Origin of the sequence: Bradyrhizobium cytisi, assembly GCF_008123515.1 — a bacterium.
GTDB lineage: Bacteria > Pseudomonadota > Alphaproteobacteria > Rhizobiales > Xanthobacteraceae > Bradyrhizobium > Bradyrhizobium cytisi.
Genome location: NZ_VSSR01000048.1, coordinates 26371 through 47892 on the forward strand (window position 1 = coordinate 26371; position 21522 = coordinate 47892).

The 21522-nt window shown below is 63.6% G+C and carries 25 protein-coding genes; 21 read left to right on the top strand and 4 right to left on the bottom strand.

What is annotated here, in order from left to right:
- Positions 1-109: 109 nt before the first annotated feature.
- Together FXB38_RS28415 and FXB38_RS28420 are read left to right on the top strand one after the other, a co-directional pair.
- Complete coding sequence (locus FXB38_RS28415) at positions 110-457, top strand: Lin0512 family protein (protein WP_148754235.1); 348 nt, start codon at positions 110-112, stop codon at positions 455-457.
- 4 nt (positions 458-461) lie between these two features.
- Positions 462-1154, top strand: a complete 693-nt coding sequence (locus FXB38_RS28420; RefSeq protein ID WP_148754236.1) for a GNAT family N-acetyltransferase — start codon at positions 462-464, stop codon at positions 1152-1154.
- Between the two features lie 31 nt (positions 1155-1185).
- On the opposite strand, the gene FXB38_RS28425 is transcribed toward FXB38_RS28420, so the two are convergent.
- Entirely contained in the window at positions 1186-1734 is a 549-nt protein-coding gene (locus FXB38_RS28425) for a hypothetical protein (protein ID WP_148754237.1), read from the bottom strand.
- A 245-nt stretch (positions 1735-1979) separates the two neighbouring features.
- Between FXB38_RS28425 and FXB38_RS28430 the strand changes: the two genes are divergently transcribed.
- From FXB38_RS28430 to FXB38_RS28440, 4 genes are all read left to right on the top strand, one after another.
- Positions 1980-3170: a serine hydrolase domain-containing protein gene (locus FXB38_RS28430; protein ID WP_148754238.1), complete on the top strand. Its 1191-nt coding sequence runs from the start codon at positions 1980-1982 to the stop codon at positions 3168-3170.
- Between the two features lie 149 nt (positions 3171-3319).
- A complete protein-coding gene (locus FXB38_RS28435; protein WP_148754239.1) occupies positions 3320-3985 on the top strand; it encodes a DUF429 domain-containing protein in 666 nt (221 codons plus the stop codon).
- A 108-nt stretch (positions 3986-4093) separates the two neighbouring features.
- Entirely contained in the window at positions 4094-4237 is a 144-nt protein-coding gene (locus FXB38_RS43080; protein WP_187435202.1) for a hypothetical protein, read from the top strand.
- 102 nt (positions 4238-4339) lie between these two features.
- Positions 4340-5044, top strand: a complete 705-nt coding sequence (locus FXB38_RS28440; protein ID WP_148754240.1) for a glutathione S-transferase family protein — start codon at positions 4340-4342, stop codon at positions 5042-5044.
- A 102-nt stretch (positions 5045-5146) separates the two neighbouring features.
- On the opposite strand, the gene FXB38_RS28450 is transcribed toward FXB38_RS28440, so the two are convergent.
- On the bottom strand, positions 5147-5518 hold the full coding sequence (locus tag FXB38_RS28450) for a tRNA-binding protein (protein ID WP_148754241.1): 372 nt from the start codon (positions 5516-5518) through the stop codon (positions 5147-5149).
- A 120-nt stretch (positions 5519-5638) separates the two neighbouring features.
- Here FXB38_RS28450 and FXB38_RS28455 point away from each other — a divergent pair, with 120 nt between their 5' ends.
- Positions 5639-5998, top strand: a complete 360-nt coding sequence (locus FXB38_RS28455; protein ID WP_148754242.1) for an ArsC family reductase — start codon at positions 5639-5641, stop codon at positions 5996-5998.
- 3 nt (positions 5999-6001) lie between these two features.
- Here FXB38_RS28455 and FXB38_RS28460 read toward each other — a convergent pair whose 3' ends face one another.
- Positions 6002-6652 (bottom strand): PAS domain-containing protein, encoded by a 651-nt coding sequence (locus tag FXB38_RS28460; protein ID WP_148754243.1) that lies wholly within the window; start codon positions 6650-6652, stop codon positions 6002-6004.
- A gap of 339 nt (positions 6653-6991) precedes the next feature.
- Between FXB38_RS28460 and FXB38_RS28465 the strand changes: the two genes are divergently transcribed.
- The 7 genes from FXB38_RS28465 (at position 6992) to FXB38_RS28495 (ending at position 13481) form a co-directional block, all read left to right on the top strand.
- Positions 6992-7747, top strand: a complete 756-nt coding sequence (locus tag FXB38_RS28465; RefSeq protein WP_148754244.1) for an ABC transporter ATP-binding protein — start codon at positions 6992-6994, stop codon at positions 7745-7747.
- A complete protein-coding gene (locus FXB38_RS28470) occupies positions 7740-8486 on the top strand; it encodes an ABC transporter ATP-binding protein (RefSeq protein ID WP_148754245.1) in 747 nt (248 codons plus the stop codon). Before FXB38_RS28465 ends, FXB38_RS28470 begins: the two co-directional genes overlap by 8 nt.
- A gap of 49 nt (positions 8487-8535) precedes the next feature.
- The gene (locus FXB38_RS28475; RefSeq protein WP_148754246.1) at positions 8536-9756 is read left to right on the top strand and encodes an ABC transporter substrate-binding protein; all 1221 of its coding nucleotides are present in this window, start codon (positions 8536-8538) and stop codon (positions 9754-9756) included.
- A 71-nt stretch (positions 9757-9827) separates the two neighbouring features.
- Entirely contained in the window at positions 9828-10691 is an 864-nt protein-coding gene (locus tag FXB38_RS28480) for a branched-chain amino acid ABC transporter permease (protein ID WP_148754247.1), read from the top strand.
- Between the two features lies 1 nt (position 10692).
- Positions 10693-11661, top strand: a complete 969-nt coding sequence (locus FXB38_RS28485) for a branched-chain amino acid ABC transporter permease (protein WP_148754248.1) — start codon at positions 10693-10695, stop codon at positions 11659-11661.
- A gap of 156 nt (positions 11662-11817) precedes the next feature.
- Positions 11818-12462: a DUF47 domain-containing protein gene (locus tag FXB38_RS28490; RefSeq protein WP_148754249.1), complete on the top strand. Its 645-nt coding sequence runs from the start codon at positions 11818-11820 to the stop codon at positions 12460-12462.
- Between the two features lie 14 nt (positions 12463-12476).
- Positions 12477-13481, top strand: coding sequence for an inorganic phosphate transporter (locus FXB38_RS28495; protein ID WP_148754250.1), 1005 nt, complete (start codon positions 12477-12479; stop codon positions 13479-13481).
- Here the strand turns inward: FXB38_RS28495 and sugE are convergent.
- Positions 13474-13788, bottom strand: coding sequence for a quaternary ammonium compound efflux SMR transporter SugE (gene sugE / locus FXB38_RS28500; RefSeq protein WP_148754251.1), 315 nt, complete (start codon positions 13786-13788; stop codon positions 13474-13476). The two genes, FXB38_RS28495 and sugE, sit on opposite strands and share 8 nt — an antisense overlap.
- A gap of 175 nt (positions 13789-13963) precedes the next feature.
- Here sugE and FXB38_RS28505 point away from each other — a divergent pair, with 175 nt between their 5' ends.
- From FXB38_RS28505 to der, 7 genes are all read left to right on the top strand, one after another.
- Positions 13964-15583 (top strand): peptide chain release factor 3, encoded by a 1620-nt coding sequence (locus FXB38_RS28505; RefSeq protein ID WP_148754252.1) that lies wholly within the window; start codon positions 13964-13966, stop codon positions 15581-15583.
- 116 nt (positions 15584-15699) lie between these two features.
- On the top strand, positions 15700-16278 hold the full coding sequence (locus FXB38_RS28510; protein WP_148754253.1) for a hypothetical protein: 579 nt from the start codon (positions 15700-15702) through the stop codon (positions 16276-16278).
- Positions 16279-16349: 71 nt separating this feature from the next.
- Positions 16350-16934, top strand: coding sequence for an NnrU family protein (locus tag FXB38_RS28515; RefSeq protein ID WP_148754254.1), 585 nt, complete (start codon positions 16350-16352; stop codon positions 16932-16934).
- A 72-nt stretch (positions 16935-17006) separates the two neighbouring features.
- The gene (locus FXB38_RS28520) at positions 17007-18602 is read left to right on the top strand and encodes a class I adenylate-forming enzyme family protein (RefSeq protein ID WP_148754255.1); all 1596 of its coding nucleotides are present in this window, start codon (positions 17007-17009) and stop codon (positions 18600-18602) included.
- A gap of 173 nt (positions 18603-18775) precedes the next feature.
- Positions 18776-19429, top strand: a complete 654-nt coding sequence (locus FXB38_RS28525) for a tetratricopeptide repeat protein (RefSeq protein ID WP_148754256.1) — start codon at positions 18776-18778, stop codon at positions 19427-19429.
- A 30-nt stretch (positions 19430-19459) separates the two neighbouring features.
- Positions 19460-20023, top strand: coding sequence for a hypothetical protein (locus FXB38_RS28530; protein ID WP_148754257.1), 564 nt, complete (start codon positions 19460-19462; stop codon positions 20021-20023).
- A gap of 50 nt (positions 20024-20073) precedes the next feature.
- A complete protein-coding gene (gene der / locus FXB38_RS28535) occupies positions 20074-21456 on the top strand; it encodes a ribosome biogenesis GTPase Der (RefSeq protein ID WP_148754258.1) in 1383 nt (460 codons plus the stop codon).
- The last annotated feature ends 66 nt before the right edge of the window (positions 21457-21522 follow it).

Consider the following 21522-nt stretch of genomic DNA (forward strand, 5'->3'; position numbering starts at 1 on the left):
CAATGATGGAGCTTGTGGCGGAGATCACGCCTGAATACGACAACGCACTTGTGTCGCGACCACCGATCGCCGACACTCCCAATCATCCAATCAGCCACAGGAATAAGACATGACTCGCGTTCGCTGTATCACCGAGATGGGCATGGGCGTCGACGTTCACGGCAGGGACGCCACCAAGGCGGCGAAGCGGGCGGTGTCGGATGCGATCCGGCATTCGAGCCTCGGTTTCTTTCGGATGATCGGCAAGACCGCGAACGACATGTTCGTCGACGTCACGATTGGCGTGCCCAATCCCGAGGCCGTCGACAAGGAGGCGGTTGCGAAGGAGCTTCCCTATGGCACCGTGACCGTCAACGCGGTCAAGGGCGGGCTGGAGATTGCGTCGGCCACCGAGCAGGCCAACGACCCCATCCTCATTGCCAATGCGGCCGTGATCGTTAGCTTCGACAAGGATTGAGCCGGTGTCCGACAACGATGTGCGGCTACTGGATCGTCCGATCTGGAGCGCGCTGACGACGAGCCATAAGCATCTGGCCGAAGGCGGCCCGCGCGCGCTGCGCTATCCCTTGGACATGACGCCGTTCGCCGACATGGTCGACATGTCGGCAGCAAGCTTTGCCGCGCTCGGTGATCTCATGTCCGGCTCGCAGGTCGCCGCGCTGTTCACGCCGGAGCCGGTCGATGTTCCCTCGGGCTTCAAGGTCGTGCTGACGGAGTCCGGCGAGCAGATGATCGGATCGCCTGCGGACAGTCCGTTGCGTGGCGTCGAGATCGTTACGCTCGGCGAGGCTGATGTGCCTGCCATGATGGCGCTGACGGCGCTGACCAAGCCCGGACCGTTCGCTTTACGGACGCACGAACTCGGCACGTTTCTCGGCATTCGCGCCGGGAGCGAGCTGGTCGCGATGACCGGCGAGCGCATGAAGCCGGGCAAGTTCGTCGAGATGACGGCCGTCTGCGTCCATCCCGACTATCGCGGGCGCGGCTACGCGCAGGCGCTGCTCGCCGCGGTCGCGCGCCAGATCGAGGCGCGCGGCGAGATTCCGTTCCTGCACGTGTTTTCGAACAACACATCCGCTATCGCGCTCTATCAGCGCCAGGGCATGCGCATCCGCCGTCGTCTGCACGTGACGGCGTTGATGAAGCAGGGGTGACGGCCCGGCGGAGTGCGCCGGGCCGCAGCCCTTATGTCGAATAGTCGACGAGCAGCGCGCTCGATGCGTTGGAGGACGCCGAGTTGCCGCTGGAGCTATAGGAGGTCGACTGGTTGGTCGCGTTCTGGAGCAGCGAGATCAACTCCTTCATCAGCTCTGCGGTGGTGGCCGAAGACGAGCTGGACGACGAATCGGACGAGGAGGTCGAATCCGTGCTGCTCGTGCTCGATGAGTCGCTGCTGCCATCGGGCGGCGGCGGTCCGCCGGCGCTGCCGGAGAAGGTGTTGGCGAACACGTTTTTCAGTTCGCTGGCCTGGTCGCTGGTCAGCTTGCCGCTCGATACCTCGTTCTGGATGAGGTCGTCGATCTTGGACTGCATCTCGTCAGCCGAAGGCGGCGACGAGGAGCTCGCGCTCGATGCGCCGCTCTTGAGCGATGAATCGATGTCGTCGAGCGCGGACGAGAGCGCGGACTCATCGCTCGAGCTGATGGTGCCCGCCGAGACTTCCTTGGTGAGCTCGCTCTTGAGGCGGTCGAGTGGGGAGTAGGAATTGGTGGTCGTTGCGGAGATCGAGGTCATTGACGGTCACCCTTGATGGAATTGAAGATACGCTGAACATGACCGTGAGGCTAAAGGTCGCGCGCTTAATGAGGTCTTGCCGCAAGGATTGCTGGCGTTTTCGTTGTGTTGCTCGCGCGGGTGCGAACACGCGGTGAAACAAAAATGCGGGTGTTGCCGGCGCCGTCCGCGCCTCGCGCGAACGGGCTTCCCCGCGGCCGATTCGTTGCTATATCCATCGCAACCAATTCGGGGAGAGCCCATCTATGGACGCCAGGACAGCAAATCCAGATTATTCCGCTGTGCGGACGGCGATGCAGCGCTATGTCGATCAGGAGATCGTCCCCGGCGTGTCCTGGGTGGTGCTGCGCGGACGCGAACTGGTCGACCAGCAATGCGTCGGGTTTGCCGATCGCGAGGCACGGACGGCGCTGCGGCCGAACCATATCTTCCGCGCGTTCTCCAATACCAAGATTTTCGTCACCTCTGCGATCATGCTGCTGGTCGAGGAGGGCCGCATCGGGCTCGATGACGCGATCGAAAAATTGCTGCCGCAGCTTGCCAATCGCAAAGTACTGAAGCAGGGCGCGGCAAATCTTGCTGATGTCGAGCCGGCGAAAAGCCCGATCACGATCCGGCAGCTGCTGACGCACACCTCGGGCCTCAGCTACGGCATCTTCGATCCCGGTACGGTGCTGTTCACAGGCTACAACGAGGCGCGCGTGCTCAATCCGCTGACGCCGCTGACGGACTTGATCGACAAGCTGGCCGATCTGCCGCTGTCATATCATCCCGGCACCAGCTGGGAATATTCGGTGGCGACCGACGTGCTCGGTCGCGTCGTCGAGGTCGTCTCGGGCAAGCCGCTCGATGCCTTCCTCAAGGCGCGCATCTTCGATCCGCTCGGCATGACCGATACCGGCTTCTCCGTGCCTGAAGCGCAGCAGGGCAGGCTGGTTGCGCACTATACCGGCGCCGACGTGCTTGATCCGACCAAGCCGGGCCTCACCCGCGCCGACAATCTGCCTTACCCGCAGGCCTATCGACGGCCGTTCCCGCTGCTGTCGGGCGGTGGCGGGCTGGTCTCGACGCTACCGGACATGCTCGCGCTGGTGCGTGCCCTGGTGCCCGGGCCGGAGGCGCTGCTGAAGCCGGAGACGCTGCGGCAGATGATGACCAACCAATTGCCGGCGGGCGAGACGATTCGCTTCGCCAATCTCGGGCCGATGCCTGGCAAGGGTTTTGGCCTTGGCGGCGCCGTCACCTTCGCGCCGACGCAGTTCGATCCCCCGAATTCCACCGGCGAATTCCAGTGGGGCGGGCTCGCCGGCACCCATTGGTGGATTTGCCCTGAGGCCAATACCGCCGGCGTCCTGATGGCCCAGCGCCACATGGGCTTCTGGAATCCGTTTTTCTTCGAGTTCAAGCGCCTGGCCTACCAGGCCGTTGGAGGCTGACCACGAACAAATTGCAGGCGCCCGCGAACCCTTTTGCGCGATCGCGCCCGCCGGCGGCACGCTCGGCGATGCGCTGCTGGCGCAACGGCTGTTCGAGGGTCGTCGGGGCGAAGGATGAACAAACGTTGGTAGGAGGCGCAACCGGACGCGTGAAAACCTATCTCGGTCTCGACGGATTTCGTTTCGGCTGGGTCGCCGCGTGGATCGACGAGTGTGGCCAGCACGGCTTCGACTATTCGCCGGGCCTCACGCGGCTGCTCGCGACGCCGCATGCGCGCGCGATGATCGACATGCCGATTGGGTTGAAGACAGAAGGTTATCGAACATGCGACTTGCGTGCGCGTGAAATGGTGGGCCCGGCCGTGTTTCTCGGGGCCCGCCGCGATCTCTGGAGGTTTCCCGATATGGCCGCAGCCAACCGGCACTATTGGGAGCACGAAGGCAAGGGGAGGGGCGTCTCGGCGCAGCTCTGGAATATCAGGGACAAGATCAGGGAGGTCGACGAGATCATGACACCGGTGCGGCAGGCGACGATCGGCGAAGCGCATCCGGAGCTGATCTTGTGGAATCTTGTGAGGGGAGTTCGGCTTGCGAAGAAGACATCGGCGGAAGGTCGCGAGCTGCGCATTGCACTGTTGGCGCAGCGCGGCTTCACGAAGCTCTCGAAATGGCTGATGCAGCGCCACGGCACCGGCATCGACCGCGACGATCTGATCGATGCCTGCGCATGTGCAGTCGCGGCGCGGGACAGCAAGCAGCGCGTCGGCGGGGATGAGATCGATCCGCGCGGTCTGCGGATGGAGATCAATTATTGAGCCAGCTCGCTGGATCGGGAAAAAGCGGCAATTTATTTGAAGTGTGGAGGAACTGCCAACGGCAACCCTGCGTTCCCTGTGCGAACCAAATACAGGGAAACGCTTGCGATGAATGATGTCAGTCAGTTTGCGACCGCTATGCTCGCACTTTTTTTCGTCGGAGCGCTGCTCGTGACCGGGCAGCTCTTCATCGAGCAACGCGCACAGCGCGACGCAGTGTACGCCACAAGTCATTTGCTGCGGCCATTGTGATCGAGTCTCGGCACCGAGACAGTTGAGATGGTAGCTCGGCCTTGCGCCGTTCGATGGCTCGCCTAGATTAAGCGGCAGCTCGCGAACGAAGCCGGGGTCTCGATGTCTGATTTGTCCGCCTTTCCGATCACCAAGCGCTGGCCTGCCAGGCATCCGGAGTTGCTTCAGCTCTATTCGCTGCCGACGCCGAACGGCGTCAAGGTTTCAATCATGCTGGAGGAGATCGGGCTGCCTTACGAAGTCCATCTCGTCGATTTCGGCAAGGACGACCAGAGGACGCCGGAATTCCTCTCGCTCAATCCCAACGGCAAGATCCCGGCGATCCTCGATCCCAATGGCCCCGGCGGCAAGCCGCTGCCGCTGTTCGAGTCCGGTGCGATCCTGCAATATCTCGCGGAGAAGACCGGCAAGCTGCTGCCGCAGGACGCCGCGCGGCGCTACCAGACCATCCAGTGGGTGCACTTCCAGATGGGCGGCATCGGGCCGATGTTCGGCCAGGTCGGCTTCTTCCACAAGTTCGCCGGCAAGGATTTTGAGGACAAGCGGCCGCTCGAGCGTTACGTGGGCGAGTCCAGGCGCCTGCTCGGCGTGATGGAGACGCATCTTTCCGGCCGGCAATGGTTCATGGATGACGACTACACCATCGCCGACGTCTCCATGCTCGGCTGGGTGCGCAACCTCATCGGCTTCTACGGCGCCGGCGATCTCGTCGCATTCAGCCAGTTCAAGTCGGTTGCCGCCTGGCTCGAACGCGGACTGGCGCGTCCTGCCGTGGAGCGCGGGCTCAACATCCCGAAGCGGCCGTGAAACTGGCTCAGAGCTTTGTAGCGCCGCCCGCGCCGCGGGCAAGAAATCCGATGCCGATCCTGAGGATCCATGGCAAGGGGCTGCGGTTGCCGCTCCCCCACGCTAGAACAGGCGCCCGCCGTTCGGCACCGGCTTGCTCGGCTGCATCAGCACGACCTTGCCGTCGGCATCGGGGAAGCCGAGCGTCAGCACCTCCGAGACGACAGGTCCGATCTGGCGCGGGGGGAAATTGACGACGGCCGCGACCTGCTGTCCGACCAGCGTCTCGAGCGGATGGTTCTCGGTGATCTGCGCCGAGCTCTTGCGCACGCCGATGGCCGGGCCGAAGTCGATCCACAACCGCCAGGCCGGCTTGCGCGCCTCGGGAAACGGTTTTGCGTCGACGATGGTGCCGACGCGGATGTCGACCGCGAGGAACGTGTTGAAGTCGATGGTCGGCGAGGCGGACGCGACTGGATCGTGGGTGACGTGCATGGTGTGTCCGTTCGGGTAGAGGTCGAAAGCGTCGTTGGCAATATTGTCGCGCGAAGCGGAGTTTCGTACAACGCCAAGGCCATGACCACGGCACGTAACGACGCATGCGCGAGGACCGTCTTGCCCAACATCATCTACGGCATCAAGAACTGCGACACCATGAAGAAGGCGCGCGCCTGGCTTGACACCCATGGCGTCACCTACGAGTTCCACGATTACAAGGCCGCCGGCGTCGAGAAGGACAAGCTCAAGCAATGGAGCGACAAGCTCGGCTGGGAAACGCTGCTCAATCGCGCCGGCACCACCTTCAAGAAGCTCCCGGACACCGACAAGGAAGGCCTGACCGAGAAGAAGGCGCTAGCCCTGATGCTAGCGCAACCATCGATGATCAAGCGGCCGGTGCTCGAAATCGGCGGCAAGCTCCTGGTCGGCTTCAAGCCGGATATCTACGACAAGGAAGTCAGGGCCAAATCGCGCTAAGTGTCAGTTCAGCTCGATGATCTCGGCGGTGACGCTCGGATCGCCGGGCTGATCGGCGAATTCGACGACGTCGGCGGCCGCAATGCGTCCTGGGGCGTGGTGAAACAGATCGCGGTCGATCACCGTGCGCAGTTTCGGCCGCGGCAGCGCGTCATTTCCGCGCAGCAGATTCTTGATCTCGAAGCCGCCGTCCTCGCAGAAGGTCTTGAGCGAAGCGATGACGTGGCTGACCTTGTCGTCGGTCAGGAAAGGCAGCAGCAGCCGTTCATAGGCAACGACGCGGCCATAGATGTCGTCGACGTCGGCAACGCTGTAGACCGGAAGCGCGCGCGCGATGCATTCGCGATAGACCGGCATGACAAAGGGCGCGAGCCGCGGTCCGACATAGTCCTCCAGCAGGATTCCCTTGCCGGTATGACCATAGGCGCGCGAGATCCGCGTGCCCTCGCTCTGGATGGTCAGGCGCGGCGTCGGCGTCGAATTGTCCACCGTGTAGTAGATGAGATCGGACAGCTCTTCCTCGAGCCGCGCGGGCTGGTACTCCCAGATCGCCGGCGCCGTATGGTGGCGCGCATAAAGTCGCAGCCACGTGTTGAGCAGGTCACGCTGCTTGATCGACTTGACGACGGAGGGAGCGGCGCTGGCGAAATCCAAAGCAATATTCCCGGCGAATGAAACCCGCCCATGATCGCCGCGGCGGGAAAATTTTTGATGAAGGCTGGCGCGCGGGACCAAAGACCGTTAACGACGGCTTGATGACCGGTGCCTTGCGAACCGGAAGGCCGGCGGGCGCGACATCACAAACCTCCAACTAAGGGAGCATAAGACTCCCGGCCGGAGGTCTGACCTGCTCAGCTTTCCGCCTTGCCTAACCCCCGTCACCTCCGGCATATTCCGCGCCCGGAGGCAGCGTTCCGGGAAGGCTCCAAGGCCTCCGGAAAGCCGAAGCAACAAGGACAGCCACGCGCATTGCGCGGGCAGGGGGAAATCTGTTTGGCCGATGAGTTCATTCTCGAAACGGAAGGCTTGACCAAGGAGTTCGCGGGCTTCTTTGCCGTCCGCGACGTTGCGCTTAGGGTTCGCCGTGGGAGTATTCACGCGTTGATCGGCCCGAACGGGGCCGGCAAGACGACGTGCTTCAATCTTCTGACCAAGTTCCTCAAACCGTCTGCCGGAAAAATCCTGTACAAGGGACAGGACATCACCGCCATGCCGCCCGCCGACGTGGCGCGCATGGGGCTGGTACGTTCTTTCCAGATCTCGGCGGTGTTTCCGCACATGACCGCTCTGGAAAACGTCCGTGTTGCGCTCCAGCGTCAGCACGGCAGCTCCTTTGATTTCTGGCGTTCGAAATCGACGCTCAACCGTTTCAACAACCGCGCGCTCGAATTGTTGAACGATGTCGGCCTCAGCGAGTTTGCCAATACGCCGGCGGTCGAAATGCCTTACGGGCGCAAGCGCGCGCTCGAGATCGCGACCACGCTGGCGCTCGATCCGGAGATGATGTTGCTGGACGAGCCGATGGCCGGCATGGGCCACGAGGACATCGACAAGATCGCAGCGCTGATCAAGCGCATCTCGGCGAAATACACGATCCTGATGGTCGAGCACAATTTGAGCGTCGTGGCCAATCTCTCTGACATCATCACCGTGCTGACGCGCGGGCAGGTGCTCGCGCAGGGCAATTACGGCGAACTCACCAAGGACGAGCGCGTCAAGGAAGCCTATCTGGGAGCCGGTCATGCCTGAGACTGCAATGGTCGACGCTCCGGCGAAGGCCGCAACCGGCGGCAACATCCTCCAGGTCCGCAACCTCGAAGCCTGGTACGGCGAGTCCCACATCCTGCACGGGATCGACTTCGACGTGAACGCGGGCGAGGTCGTCACGCTGCTCGGGCGCAACGGCGCCGGCAAGACGACCACGCTGAAGTCGATCATGGGCATCATCGGCAAGCGTGCCGGCTCGATCAAATTCAACAACCAGGACATCATCCGCGCGACCTCCGACAAGATCGCGCGCATGGGCATCGCGTTCTGCCCGGAGGAGCGGGGGATTTTCTCCAGTCTCGACGTGCGCGAGAATTTGTTGCTGCCGCCGGTGGTGCGCCCGGGCGGACTGCCGCTCGAACAGATATTCGATCTGTTTCCGAACCTGAAGGAGCGGCTCAACAGCCAGGGCACCAAGCTGTCCGGCGGCGAGCAGCAGATGCTTGCGATCGCGCGCATCCTGCGCACCGGCGCCAGGTTCCTGATGCTGGACGAGCCGACCGAAGGTCTTGCGCCTGTCATCATTCAGCAGATCGGTCACACCATTGCGCGGCTGAAGAAGGAAGGTTTCACGATCCTTCTGGTCGAGCAGAACTTCCGGTTCGCATCGACCGTCGCCGACCGCTATTACGTCGTCGAGCACGGCAAGATCATTGACGGATTTTCCAATGCGGAGCTTGCCGCCAACATGGACAAGCTCCACACCTATCTCGGCGTCTAGTACGGCCAAAGGGTCGGACGGTCGCGAGAAGATTCACGAGGGAAGTAGCATGAAAAAGTCGATTGCATCGTTGTTGCTTGGCACGGCGTTGGCCGTGACCGCCGCCGGCGCAGCCTTCGCGCAGGACAAGACGGTCAAGATCGGTGCGCTGTCCGATCAATCCGGTCTCTATGCCGACCTCGGAGGACCCGGCTCGACGCTCGCCGCCCAGATGGCAGTGGAAGATTCCGGCCTCGCCGCGAAGGGCTGGAAGATCGACATCATTTCGGGCGATCACCAGAACAAGCCGGATATCGGCACCGCGATCGCGCGGCAGTGGTTCGACGTCGACAAGGTCGACATCATCGTCGACGTGCCGAATTCCGGCGTAGCGCTCGCAGTCAATAACGTCGTGAAGGAAAAGAACGGCGTCTACATCAACTCGGGTGCGGCGACCTCCGACCTCACCAACGCGCAGTGCTCGCCCAACACCGTGCACTGGACCTACGACACCTACATGCTGGCCCACACCACGGGCCAGGCGCTGGTGAAGGCCGGTGGTGACACCTGGTTCTTCCTGACCGCGGACTACGCCTTCGGTGCGGCGCTCGAGCGCGATACCACCGCCGTTATCACCGCCAACGGCGGCAAGGTCGTCGGCGGCGTCAAGCATCCGCTCAACACGCCGGATTTCTCGTCCTTCCTGCTCCAGGCGCAAGCCTCCAAGGCCAAGATCATCGGCCTTGCCAATGCCGGCGGCGACACCACCAACACGATCAAGCAGGCGGCCGAGTTCGGCATCGTCAAGGGCGGCCAGAAGCTCGCGGCGCTGCTCTTGTTCCTCACCGACGTCAAGGCGATCGGTCTGGAAACCGCGCAGGGCCTGAACTTCACCGAGACCTTCTACTGGGACATGAACGATCAGACCCGGGCTTTCTCCAAGCGGTTCTCGGAGAAGATGAAGAGCGGCGCGATGCCGACCATGGTGCAGGCGGGTGTCTATGCGGGCGTGCGCCACTATCTCAAGGCGCTGGACGCGCTCGGCGGCAATCCTCATGACGGCATCAAGGTCGTCGAGAAGATGAAGTCGATGCCGACGGAAGACGAACTGTTCGGCAAGGGCGAGATCCAGCCCAACGGCCGCACCATCCACAACGCCTATCTGTTCGAGGTGAAGAAGCCCTCCGAGTCCAAGGGACCGTGGGACTTCTACAAGCTCGTCGGCACCGTGCCGGGCGATCAGGCCTTCACGCCGCTCTCCGAGAGCAAGTGCGCGCTGCTTAAGAAATAAGACCGAAGCCCGCCGGCGACGAGCCGGCGGGCGCTACTTTGGGAACGCCGAAGGGACTGGGTGCTGGATCGATGCAGGCTCTCTACGCACAGCTACTGGTGGGACTGATCAACGGCTCATTCTATGCGCTGCTCAGTCTCGGGCTCGCCGTCATTTTCGGCATGCTCAACATCATCAATTTCGCCCATGGCGCACTCTACATGATGGGCGCCTTCGTCGCCTATTTCCTGCTGAACCTCGGCGGCATCAATTACTGGTGGGCGCTGCTGTTTGCGCCGATCATCGTCGGCATCTTCGGCATGATCCTGGAACGGACCATGCTGAAATTCCTGACCGGGCTCGACCATCTCTACGGTCTGCTGCTGACCTTCGGCATCGCGCTGATCGTCCAAGGCGTGTTCCAGAACTATTTCGGTTCGTCGGGCCTGCCTTACTCCATTCCGGACCAGCTCAAGGGCGGCATGAATCTCGGATTCATGTTCCTGCCGATCTATCGCGGCTGGGTCGTCATCTTCTCGCTGGTGGTGTGCCTTGCGACCTGGTTCCTGATCGAGAAGACGCGGCTTGGGGCCAACTTGCGCGCCGCCACTGAAAATCCGACGCTGGTGCGAGCCTTCGGCATCAACGTGCCGCGCATGATCACGTTGACCTACGGTCTCGGCGTCGGCCTGGCGGCGCTCGCCGGCGTGCTCTCGGCGCCGATCAACCAGGTCCGGCCGCTGATGGGCGCCGACCTCATCATCGTGGTTTTCGCGGTGGTGGTGATCGGCGGCATGGGATCGATCATGGGCTCCATCATCACCGGCTTCGCGCTCGGCGTGATCGAGGGCCTGACCAAATATTTCTACCCCGAGGCCTCCAACACCGTCGTGTTCGTGCTGATGGTGCTGGTGCTCTTGGTGAAGCCAACCGGATTGACGGGAAGGGCAGCCTGATATGACAGCCTTGACGGACGACACGCTGCCGATGAGCCCCCGCGCGATGCGTGACGAGATGATCGTATTCGCGGTGATGGCGCTGCTGCTGGCCTCGGTGCCGTTCAGCGGCATCTATCCGTTCTTCGTGATGCAGGCGCTGTGCTTCGCTCTGCTCGCCTGCGCCTTCAATCTGCTGATCGGCTATGGCGGGCTGCTGTCGTTCGGCCATGCGATGTTCATGGGCACGGCCGGGTATTGCAGCGCGCACGCGCTGAAGGTGTGGGCGCTGCCGCCTGAGCTCGGCATTCTCGTCGGCATCGCTGCGGCGTTCGGGTTGTCGCTCATCACCGGCTACATCTCGATCCGCCGCCAGGGCATCTATTTCTCGATGATCACGCTGGCGCTGTCGCAGCTGCTGTACTTCATCTACCTCCAGGCGCCGTTCACCCACGGTGAGGACGGCATCCAGGGCATTCCGCAGGGGCACATGTTCGGCGTGCTCGACCTGTCGAAGCCGACGGTGCTCTATTACGTCGTGCTGGTCGGCTTCCTCGCGGGCTTCCTGCTGATCTATCGCATCATCAACTCGCCGTTCGGCGAGGTCCTGAAGTCGATCCGCGAGAACGAGCCGCGCGCCATCTCGCTCGGCTACCGGACCGACCAGTACAAGTTCCTGGCGTTTGTCCTGTCGGGAACGCTGGCGGGCTTTGCCGGCGCGCTGAAAGTGTTCGTGGCGCAGAACGCCTCGCTCACCGATGTGCACTGGTCGATGTCGGGCGAAGTCGTGCTGATGACGCTGGTCGGCGGTCTCGGCACCGTTTTCGGTCCCGTGGTCGGCGCCTTCGCGATCATCGCCATGCAGCAATATCTGGCCGGTTTCGGCCAATGGGTGACGGTGATCCAGGGCTCGATCTTCGTGATCTGCGTGCTCACCTTCCGCCGTGGCGTCGTTGGTGAAGTTGCGCACTACTTTCGGCGGTCGCTCTAAATAATTGATATCGCACCAGTTTCATTGGTGCGCGAATCCGGTGGATGATCCGGCTCCGCGGGCGCGAGATGACACGCGCGCGAAGCGAAAATGGTCTATGACGGTTTTACGACGGTCCGTTCGGGCCGGGCCATGTCCAACCGGTAGACTATTCCCATGATGCGTTGGTTTCGCGCTTTCCTGCCCAAGGAAGAACGGTTCTTCGACCTGTTCGACCGCCACGCCCAGACCGTGATCCAGGGCTCCGTCGCGTTGCAGGGCATGCTGAACGGGGGGGAGGAGACGCCGGTCTACTGTCAGCGGGTCAATCAGTTCGAGAACGATGCCGACAACATCACCCGTGAGGTGCTGACGGCGGTGCGCCGCACCTTCATCACGCCGTTCGACCGCGGCGACATCAAGAACCTCATTACCTCGATGGACGATGCCATCGACCAGATGCAGCAGACCGCCAAGGCGGTGATGCTGTTCGAGGTCCGCACCTTCGAGCCGCCAATGCGCGAGATCGGCGCGCTCCTGATCGAGTGCGCCAATCTGGTGGGACGCGCGCTGCCGCTGATGCAGTCAATCGGGCCCAACGTCGCAATGCTGACCGCGATCACGGAGGAATTGGGCAAGCTAGAAGGCCGCGTCGATGATCTCCACGACATCGGCCTGAAGGAGCTGTTCCTCAAGCACCGCAACGGCAGCGCGATGGACTTCATCGTCGGCGTCGAAATCTACGACCATCTCGAGAAGGTGGCCGATCGCTTCGACGACGTCGCGAACGAGATCAACAGCATCGTCATCGAGCAAGTTTAGGGCAGGGCCGCGCCGTGGATGCTGCGTTGGGTCTTCCCGTCCTGGTCGGATTGATCGCCGTCGCGCTGCTGTTCGACTTCCTGAACGGCCTGCACGACGCCGCCAATTCGATCGCGACCATCGTCTCGACCCGCGTGCTGCGGCCGCAATTCGCGGTGATCTGGGCCGCGTTCTTCAATTTCGTCGCCTTCATGGTGTTCGGCCTTCACGTCGCCCAGACCATCGGCACCGGCATCATCGATCCCGCGATTGTCGATGCCCAGGTGATCTTCGCAGCGCTTGTCGGCGCCATCGTCTGGAATCTCGTGACCTGGGCGTTAGGCATCCCGTCTTCCTCCTCGCATGCGCTGATCGGCGGCCTCGTCGGCGGCGGCATGGCCAAGGCCGGACTATCGGCGGCGGTCTGGAGTGGGCTGACCAAGGCCGTACTGGCGATCGTGCTGTCGCCGCTGGTCGGCTTCCTGCTTGCGATGATGCTGGTCGCCATCGTGTCCTGGCTCTCGGTGCGTTCGACGCCGTTCGCGGTCGACCGCGCCTTCCGCATCCTGCAATTCGCCTCCGCCTCGCTCTATTCGCTTGGCCATGGCGGCAATGATGCGCAGAAGACGATGGGCATCATCGCCGTGCTGCTCTATTCGCAGGGCCATCTCGGCGGCGAATTCACCGTGCCGTTCTGGGTGGTGCTGTCGTGCCAGGCGGCGATGGCGCTGGGCACGCTGATGGGCGGCTGGCGGATCGTCCGCACCATGGGCTTGCGCATTACCAAGCTGACGCCGATGCAGGGTTTCTGCGCCGAGACCGGCGGGGCGGCGACCCTGTTCATGGCCACCTTCCTCGGCGTCCCCGTCTCGACCACCCACACCATCACCGGCGCCATCGTCGGCGTCGGTGCGGCCCGCCGCGTCTCGGCGGTGCGCTGGAACGTGGCGAGCTCGATCGTCTATGCCTGGGTGATCACGATCCCGGCCTCGGCCATCGTCGCGGCGCTGAGCTGGTGGGCGGTCCAGATCTTCAAGTAACGAGCTTCAGCCCGACAATGCCGGCGACGATCAGCCCGATGCTGGCGAGGCGAAGCGCGGTGGCGGGTTCGCCGAACAGGATGATGCCCAGCGTCGCGGTGCCGACCGCCCCGATGCCGGTCCACACCGCATAGGCGGTTCCGACGGGCAGTGACTTGAGCGCGAGCCCGAGCAGGATCACGCTGCCCGCCATCGCCGCGAGCGTGATGACGGAAGGAACCGCCCTGCTGAAACCTTCGGTATATTTCAGGCCAATCGCCCAGGTGATCTCGAGAAGACCGGCGACGAACAGGATGCTCCAGGCCATGACGACCCTCCATTCATGGCAGGGTCGTCCCCGCAGGCTGATAGGCTGATGAGCAGGAAGGTCGTCCTCCCGCAAAGATCTGTCTGATCGAAGCCGATATGGGACTGGCCAAAGGGCTCCGCAATCACCAAATGAGGCTTGCTCAGGCCCATTTTCCCTGCCAAACGCTCCCGCCATGTCCGACATCGCCACCACAGCCGAATCGCCGGCCCGTTCCCCGCTTGCCGCAGAAGTGTCGCGGCGGCGCACTTTTGCGATCATTTCGCACCCGGACGCCGGCAAGACCACGCTGACCGAAAAGCTGCTGCTGTTCGGCGGCGCCATCAATCTGGCCGGCCAGGTCAAGGCCAAGGGCGAACGGCGCAACACCCGCTCGGACTGGATGAAGATCGAGCGCGAGCGCGGCATCTCGGTCGTGACCTCGGTCATGACCTTCGAGTTCGAGGGCCTCGTCTTCAACCTCCTGGACACGCCGGGCCACGAAGACTTTTCGGAAGACACCTACCGCACGCTGACTGCCGTCGACTCTGCTGTCATGGTGATCGATGCCGCCAAAGGCATCGAGGCGCGGACGCGAAAGCTGTTCGAGGTGTGTCGTCTTCGAGATATCCCGATCATCACCTTCATCAATAAAATGGATCGCGAGAGCCGCGACGTTTTCGAGCTGCTCGATGAGATCGAGAAGACACTGGCGCTCGATACCACGCCGATGACCTGGCCAGTCGGCCGCGGCCGCGACTTTCTCGGCACCTATGACGTCGCTAATGGCGGCGTGCGCCTGCTCGAAGGTGGAGGCGCCAAGACCGGCGCCGCGCAGCAGATCGAGATCGCGGAACTCGCCAAGCTCAATGCCAATCTCGACGTCTCGGCGGTGAAGGACGAGCTCGAGCTCGTGACGGAAGCCTCGAAGCCGTTCGAGCTCGACGCGTTTCGCGAGGGCCATCTGACGCCGGTCTATTTCGGCAGCGCGCTGCGCAATTTCGGCGTCGGCGACCTGCTGGAAGGCCTCGGCAAGTTCGCGCCCGAGCCGCGCGCGCAGGACAGCGACCAGCGCAAGGTCGAGGCGACCGATCCGCGCATGAGCGCCTTCGTGTTCAAGATCCAGGCGAACATGGATCCGAACCATCGGGACCGCATCGCCTTTGCGCGGCTCTGCTCCGGCAAGCTCAGCCGCGGCATGAAGGCGAAGCTGGTGCGCACCGGCAAGAGCATGCCGCTGTCGAGCCCGCAATTCTTCTTTGCCCAGGACCGTTCGGTTGCGGACGAGGCTTTTGCCGGCGACGTCGTCGGCATTCCCAATCACGGCACGCTGCGCATCGGCGATACCCTGACCGAGGGCGAGGATTTCAATTTCGTTGGCGTGCCGAGCTTCGCGCCTGAAATCGTCCGCCGGGTCCGTCTCACCGACGCGATGAAGGCGAAGAAGCTGAAGGAAGCGCTTCAGCAGATGTCGGAAGAGGGCGTTGTGCAGGTGTTCCGTCCGCGCGACGGCGCACCGGCGCTGGTCGGCGTGGTGGGCGCGCTGCAGCTCGACGTGCTCAAGGCGCGGCTCGAGGCGGAATATTCGCTGCCGGTCGAGTTCGAGGTGAGCGAGTTCCAGCTCGCGCGCTGGGTCTCCTCGGAGGACCGCAAGAAGCTCGACACGTTCCTCGCGGCCAACACCTCCAGCATCGCCGACGATGTCGACGGCGATCCCGTGTACCTCGCCCGGAACGAGTTCTATCTCGGCTACACCAGGGAACGCGCCGAGGGCATCGAGTTCACCAACGTCAAGGACGTCAAGAAGAAGGGGTAAGCGAAGCCCCGCCACTTAAGCGCGACCATGTGAACGCCCGCGGGCTTGACGCCTTCACAGGCGGTGCCACGTTTCATCACGTGACTTCTCATTACGTGATTTCGCGAGCTCAAGGCATGTGGCGCGCTATCCTCGTTCTTATTCTGCTGGCGCTATCGACGGTCGCCGCGGACGCGCGGCGTCGGCAGATCAATCCGATCCCGTTCTCGCATTCGCCGTGCAGCGTGCTCGACAATCGGCCCTGCACGCCGTCTTATTGCAGCGTACTCGATCACGGGCCCTGCATTCCCGAGATCGATTATCCCTACGGCGAGAACCTCCAGCTCACGATCGAGAGCGTCCCGTCAGACGCCGACCGCGCCAAATACCAGAAGCCGGATCACGATCTCGATACGATCGGTGACCTCTTCGCCGAGCTGCGTACCTGCTGGTCGCCGCCGTCGGACAATGCGCGGATGGGGATGCAGATGTCGGTGCGCTTCAGCTTCAACAAGGCCGGCGGCCTGATCGGCCCGCCGCGCCTGACATACGCGACCGCAGGCGTCCCGGCTGATACAAGGACGACCTATCTCAATGCGATCAGTTCGTCGCTGAACGCCTGCCTGCCGCTGAAATTCACCAGCGGTCTCGGCGGTGCCCTGGCCGGGCGTCCGATCGCGATCCGCTACGTCGATAATCGCGAGACCGGCAAGTAGCGCATCAGTTGCGACCGGCGGCCAATCAATGATACGCCATAGCCGGGGGCGCTGGTTGAGGGGAGGATGTCGTGGGTCTGCTGGTCATGATCCTGGGGCTGGTGCTGTTTTTCGCCGCCCATATTTTCACAACGAAACGAGACGCGCGCGCACAAGCGATCGAACGGCTGGGCGAGGGGACCTACAAGATCCTCTATTCGGTCGTCTCGCTCGCGGGACTGGCGCTGATCGTCTGGGGCTTTGGCCATTATCGCGCGACCGGCTGGATCGATGTCTGGTACCCGCCGAAGGCGATGAAGCACATCACGGTCGCGCTGATGCTGCCTGCCGTCATCCTGGTGGTCGCGTCATATTTGCGCGGGCGCATCTATGCGACGCTGAAGCATCCGATGCTCGCCGGCATCAAGCTGTGGGCGGCGGCGCATTTGCTCGCCAATGGCGATCTCGGCTCCATCATCCTGTTCGGCTCGTTTTTGGGCTGGGCGGTCTATGACCGCATTTCATTCAAGCATCGCACCGATAGCGGCGGCCCGCCGATTCCGGTAGGGGGCGTCACCAACGACCTGATTGCGATTGCCGTCGGCGTCGTTGCCTATCTGGCGCTGGCGTTTGCATTCCATCCTGTCGTGATCGGTGTTCCGGTCATGGGTGGCTAGCCGATCGGCGCAAGACAGCACCGCGTGCCCATGCGCGGAAGGTGACAAAAGCAACAAGCCGAGGGCCCTCTGATGGACTGGTCGCAATCTCAGATTCCGCCGATGCGGTTCGAGGCGCGGTTTGGCGATCGGGTGGTTCCGGCCTTCACCGATCGACCGGCCAGTCTTTGGGCGATGATTGCCGAGGCTTCCGCGCGCAACGGCGATGGCGAAGCGCTGGTCTGCGGCAATGTCCGGCTCAGTTGGCGGCAGGCGGTGGAGCAGGCCGCGCGGATTGCATCGGGCTTTCGCAAGCTCGGCCTGCGGCGCGGCGACCGCGTTGCGATCCTGCTCGGTAACCGCATCGAATTCCCACTGTTGCTGTTTGCCGCAGCGCATGAGGGGCTGGTCACCGTGCTGCTCAGCACGCGCCAGCAGAAGCCGGAGATCGCCTATGTCCTGACCGATTGCGGCGCCAAAATCCTGATCCACGAAGCGGGTCTCGCCGAGCGGCTGCCCGATGCGCAGGATGTGCCCGATGTGATCCATCGCGTCGCCATCGACGGCGATCCGGCTCTGTCGCGCTTCGCGGTGCTCGCCGACAACGCACCGGCCGCGGCACCGGTCGAAGTCAACGAGGAGGATACCGCGATGATCCTCTACACCTCGGGCACGACAGGCAAGCCGAAGGGCGCGATGCTCGCCCATTGCAACATCGTGCATTCCTCGATGGTGTTCGTGTCCTGCCTGCAATTGACGGCAGCCGACCGCTCGATCGCGGCCGTGCCGCTCGGGCACGTCACGGGCGTCGTCGCCAACATCACGACCATGATCCGCTGCGGCGGCGCGCTGATCATCATGCCGGAGTTCAAGGCGGCGGATTATCTCAAGCTCGCGGCGCGCGAGCGTGTCACCTACACGGTGATGGTGCCGGCGATGTACAATCTCTGCCTGCTGCAGCCGGATTTCGGCAGCTACGATCTCTCGAGCTGGCGCGTCGGCGGTTTTGGCGGCGCCCCGATGCCGGTCGCGACCATCGAGAAGCTCAAGGCGACAATTCCGGGCCTGAAGCTTGCAAATTGCTACGGCTCGACCGAGACGGCGTCGCCGTCCACCATCATGCCGGCCGAGCTGACGGCGAGCCATATCGACAGCGTCGGCCTGTCGTGTCCGGGCGCGCGCATCATCGTGATGGGGACGGACGGGCGCGAGCTGCCGCCCGGCGAGATCGGCGAGCTCTGGATCCAGGGCTCCTCCGTCATCAAGGGTTACTGGAACAACCCGAAGGCCACGGCCGAGAGCTTCTCCGGCGGCTTCTGGCATTCGGGCGACCTCGGCTCGGTCGATGCCGAAGGATTCGTCCGTGTGTTCGACCGCCAGAAGGACATGATCAACCGCGGCGGGTTGAAGATCTATTCGGCCGAGGTCGAATCCGTGCTGGCCGGCCACCCCGCCGTGGTCGAGAGCGCGATCATTGCAAAGCCATGCCCGGTGCTGGGCGAGCGCGTCCATGCGGTCGTGGTCACACGTATCCAGGTCGGCAGCGACGACCTACGGGCCTGGTGCGCTGAGCGGCTGTCCGATTACAAGGTGCCGGAGACCATGACAGTCTCGGCGGAGCCCCTGCCGCGCAACGCCAATGGCAAGGTGGTGAAGCGCCAGCTGCGGGAGCTGCTGGTCGGGGCCTGACCGGGCTGGGGTAGGGGGCACCGGGACCCCCGGATCGCGCGTTAACACCTTGATCGGCCTTGCTTTGCCTTGCCACCGCCATATCGATAGGGTATCGCCGCCGCGACGTGGGGACGGGCTTTAGACGCGCACAATCTGGCGCGCCCTCCCGGCCGGGCATGGGATTAGCATAAGTGTCTGAATTATTTGACGAAGTCGACGAGGAAGTACGTCGCGAACAGCTCAAGAAGCTGTGGGACAACTATTCGCTCTACTTCATCGCCCTCATGGTGCTGGTGGTGGCGGCCGTGGGCGGCTGGCGCGGCTATCAGTATCTGGAGGCCAAGAAGGCCGCCGAGGCCGGCGCGATCTTCGAGAAGGCTGTTGAGCTGTCGGAGCAGGGCAAGCACGCGGAAGCCGAGACGGCCTTTGCCGATCTCGCCGCCAAGGCGCCGTCCGGCTACCGCACCCTGGCGCGGCTTCGCGCTGCAGCCGAGGCATCGGCCCGCGATCCCAAGGCTGCGGCCAAGATGTACGACGACATCGCCGCCGACTCCGGTGTCGGCAGCGAGTGGCGGGATCTTGCAAAGGTCCGCGCCGCCGGCCTGCTGGTAGACAGCGCGAGCTACGCCGACATCCAGCAGCGGCTGGAGACCTCTGCCGAGCCTAAATCGACCTTCCGCCACAGCGCTCGCGAGATGCTGGCGCTGTCGGCTTGGCGCAACAACGACATGACCGCGGCCCGCAAATGGCTCGATGCGATCGCCGAGGACGGCGAAACGCCGCCGGGCCTGCGTTCGCGCGCCGAGGCGCTCCAGGCCTTGCTGCCGCCCGTCGCCAAGAGCTGACGGCCCCGAGAGCTGAGACGAGATAGTAATATGCGCGCCACGCCCCGCTTGATCGCAGCCGCCGTCCTGATCGCCTTCACAGCTGTTCTGGGCGGTTGCTCCAGCTTCGATCCGAGCGATCTGCTCGACTTCCTCGATACCAAGAAGAAGCTGCCGGGCGACCGCAAGCCGGTATTCCCCGAGGGCGTTCCGGGTCTCGAGCAGGGCGTACCGAAGGACATGTACAAGGGCGCGCAGCAACAGCAGGATCCCAACGCGCCTGCCGTCGCGGCACTGCCGGCCGAGCCGCCGCCCGCCGAGCCCGCGAAACCGTCGAAATCCGCCAAGGGCAAGAAGACCAGGCAGCCGGCCGCGACCGCAGCCGCACCGGCCGAAGCGCCGGCCGGCGAGGTCGATGGCGAGGTCCAGCCCGAGGCGGCGCCGGCGCCTGCCGCGCCGCCGCCCAAGCAGAAGATCGTCCGCAAGCGCACCACCGCGCCGCCGCCGGACCAGCAACCCGCACAGCAGCCGGCACAATCGGCACAGACCACCCAGCAACAGCAGTCGCAGGGGGCGTTCCCGGCGCCGATGCCCAGCGGCAGTTTCTCGCGCTGATATTTTTCACTGAATTGACAGGCGCTAGCTTCACGGCGCACGAATGACTGATGTCCTTTACAATTGCCATTATCGGCCGACCCAATGTCGGCAAGTCGACGCTGTTCAACCGCCTGGTTGGACAGAAGCTCGCGCTTGTCGATGATTTGCCCGGCGTCACCCGCGACCGCCGTGAGGGCGAGGCCAGGCTCGGTGGTCTCGAATTCACCATCATCGACACCGCGGGCCTCGACGAGGGCGCCAAGGGCTCGCTGACGGCGCGCATGCAGGAGCAGACCGAGACCGCGATCGCGCTGGCCGACGCGCTGTTCTTCGTGATCGATGCCCGCATAGGCCTCACACCCACCGACCGTGCCTTCGCCGATTTCGCCCGCAAGGCCAACAAGCCGGTGCTGCTGGTCGCCAACAAGAGCGAGGGCAAGCACGGTGACGCCGGCGCAATGGAATCCTTTGCGCTCGGCCTCGGTGATCCCATCCAGATCTCGGCCGAGCACGGCGAGGGTATGGGCGAGCTCTACGACGAGCTCGCCAAGCTGATGCCGGAGCCCGTCGACGAGGATGAGGCCGAGGACGACGAGCCGCTCACCGAGGAAGAGGCCGCGACGCGCCCGATCCGGGTTGCCATCGTCGGCCGGCCCAATGCCGGCAAGTCGACCATGATCAACCATCTGCTCGGCGAGGAACGCCTGCTGACGAGCCCGGAGGCCGGCACCACGCGCGATTCGATCGCGGTCGAGCTCAACTGGAAAGGCCGGGAATTCCGCGTGTTCGACACCGCCGGCCTGCGCCGGCGTTCGCGCATCGAGGAGAAGCTGGAAAAGCTCTCGGTTGCTGATGCGTTGCGCGCGGTGCGCTTTGCCGAAGTCGTCGTGATGATGATGGATGCCCAGAACCGCTTCGAAGAGCAGGATCTGCGCATCGCCGATCTGATCGAGCGCGAGGGACGCGCGGTCGTCCTCGCCGTCAACAAATGGGACCTGATGGAGACCAAGGGCGGCGGCGCGATCTCGACGTTGCGCCGCGACGCCGACCATTGGCTGCCGCAGATCAAGGGCGTGCCTATCGTCGCCGTCTCCGGCCTGATGGGCGAGGGCATCGATCGCCTGATGCAGGCGATCCAGGACGCCTATGCGCTCTGGAACAGGCGCGTCTCGACCTCGGCATTGAACCGCTGGTTCGAGGAGGCTGTCCAGGCCAATCCACCGCCGGCCGTGTCCGGCCGCCGGCTGAAGCTGAACTACATCACCCAGACCAAGGCGCGCCCGCCGAGCTTCGTCTTGTTCTGCTCGCGTGCGGACGCAGTTCCGCAATCTTATCTGCGCTACCTCATCAACTCGATGCGCGAGGCTTTCGAGCTGCCGGGCACGCCGGTGCGCATCACCTTGCGCGAGAAGGCCAACCCCTTCGCCCACAAGCGCAAGCGGCCCTCGTGAGCGGGACGCTGGTGACAAAACAGGTTTCGTAGGGTGGGCACGCTACGAGACTGGGCAAGAATTGTT

Coding starts and splice junctions, on each gene's coding strand:
- FXB38_RS28415 (WP_148754235.1), top strand. CDS start 110: ATGACTCGCGTTCGCTGTATCACCGAGATGGGCATGGGCGTCGACGTT.
- FXB38_RS28490 (WP_148754249.1), top strand. CDS start 11,818: ATGATGCGTTGGTTTCGCGCTTTCCTGCCCAAGGAAGAACGGTTCTTC.
- FXB38_RS28450 (WP_148754241.1), bottom strand. CDS start 5,518: ATGCACGTCACCCACGATCCAGTCGCGTCCGCCTCGCCGACCATCGAC.
- FXB38_RS28505 (WP_148754252.1), top strand. CDS start 13,964: ATGTCCGACATCGCCACCACAGCCGAATCGCCGGCCCGTTCCCCGCTT.
- FXB38_RS28470 (WP_148754245.1), top strand. CDS start 7,740: ATGCCTGAGACTGCAATGGTCGACGCTCCGGCGAAGGCCGCAACCGGC.
- der (WP_148754258.1), top strand. CDS start 20,074: ATGTCCTTTACAATTGCCATTATCGGCCGACCCAATGTCGGCAAGTCG.
- FXB38_RS28480 (WP_148754247.1), top strand. CDS start 9,828: ATGCAGGCTCTCTACGCACAGCTACTGGTGGGACTGATCAACGGCTCA.
- FXB38_RS43080 (WP_187435202.1), top strand. CDS start 4,094: ATGAATGATGTCAGTCAGTTTGCGACCGCTATGCTCGCACTTTTTTTC.
- FXB38_RS28520 (WP_148754255.1), top strand. CDS start 17,007: ATGGACTGGTCGCAATCTCAGATTCCGCCGATGCGGTTCGAGGCGCGG.
- FXB38_RS28425 (WP_148754237.1), bottom strand. CDS start 1,734: ATGACCTCGATCTCCGCAACGACCACCAATTCCTACTCCCCACTCGAC.
- FXB38_RS28485 (WP_148754248.1), top strand. CDS start 10,693: ATGACAGCCTTGACGGACGACACGCTGCCGATGAGCCCCCGCGCGATG.
- FXB38_RS28510 (WP_148754253.1), top strand. CDS start 15,700: ATGTGGCGCGCTATCCTCGTTCTTATTCTGCTGGCGCTATCGACGGTC.
- FXB38_RS28475 (WP_148754246.1), top strand. CDS start 8,536: ATGAAAAAGTCGATTGCATCGTTGTTGCTTGGCACGGCGTTGGCCGTG.
- FXB38_RS28440 (WP_148754240.1), top strand. CDS start 4,340: ATGTCTGATTTGTCCGCCTTTCCGATCACCAAGCGCTGGCCTGCCAGG.
- sugE (WP_148754251.1), bottom strand. CDS start 13,788: ATGGCCTGGAGCATCCTGTTCGTCGCCGGTCTTCTCGAGATCACCTGG.
- FXB38_RS28430 (WP_148754238.1), top strand. CDS start 1,980: ATGGACGCCAGGACAGCAAATCCAGATTATTCCGCTGTGCGGACGGCG.
- FXB38_RS28530 (WP_148754257.1), top strand. CDS start 19,460: ATGCGCGCCACGCCCCGCTTGATCGCAGCCGCCGTCCTGATCGCCTTC.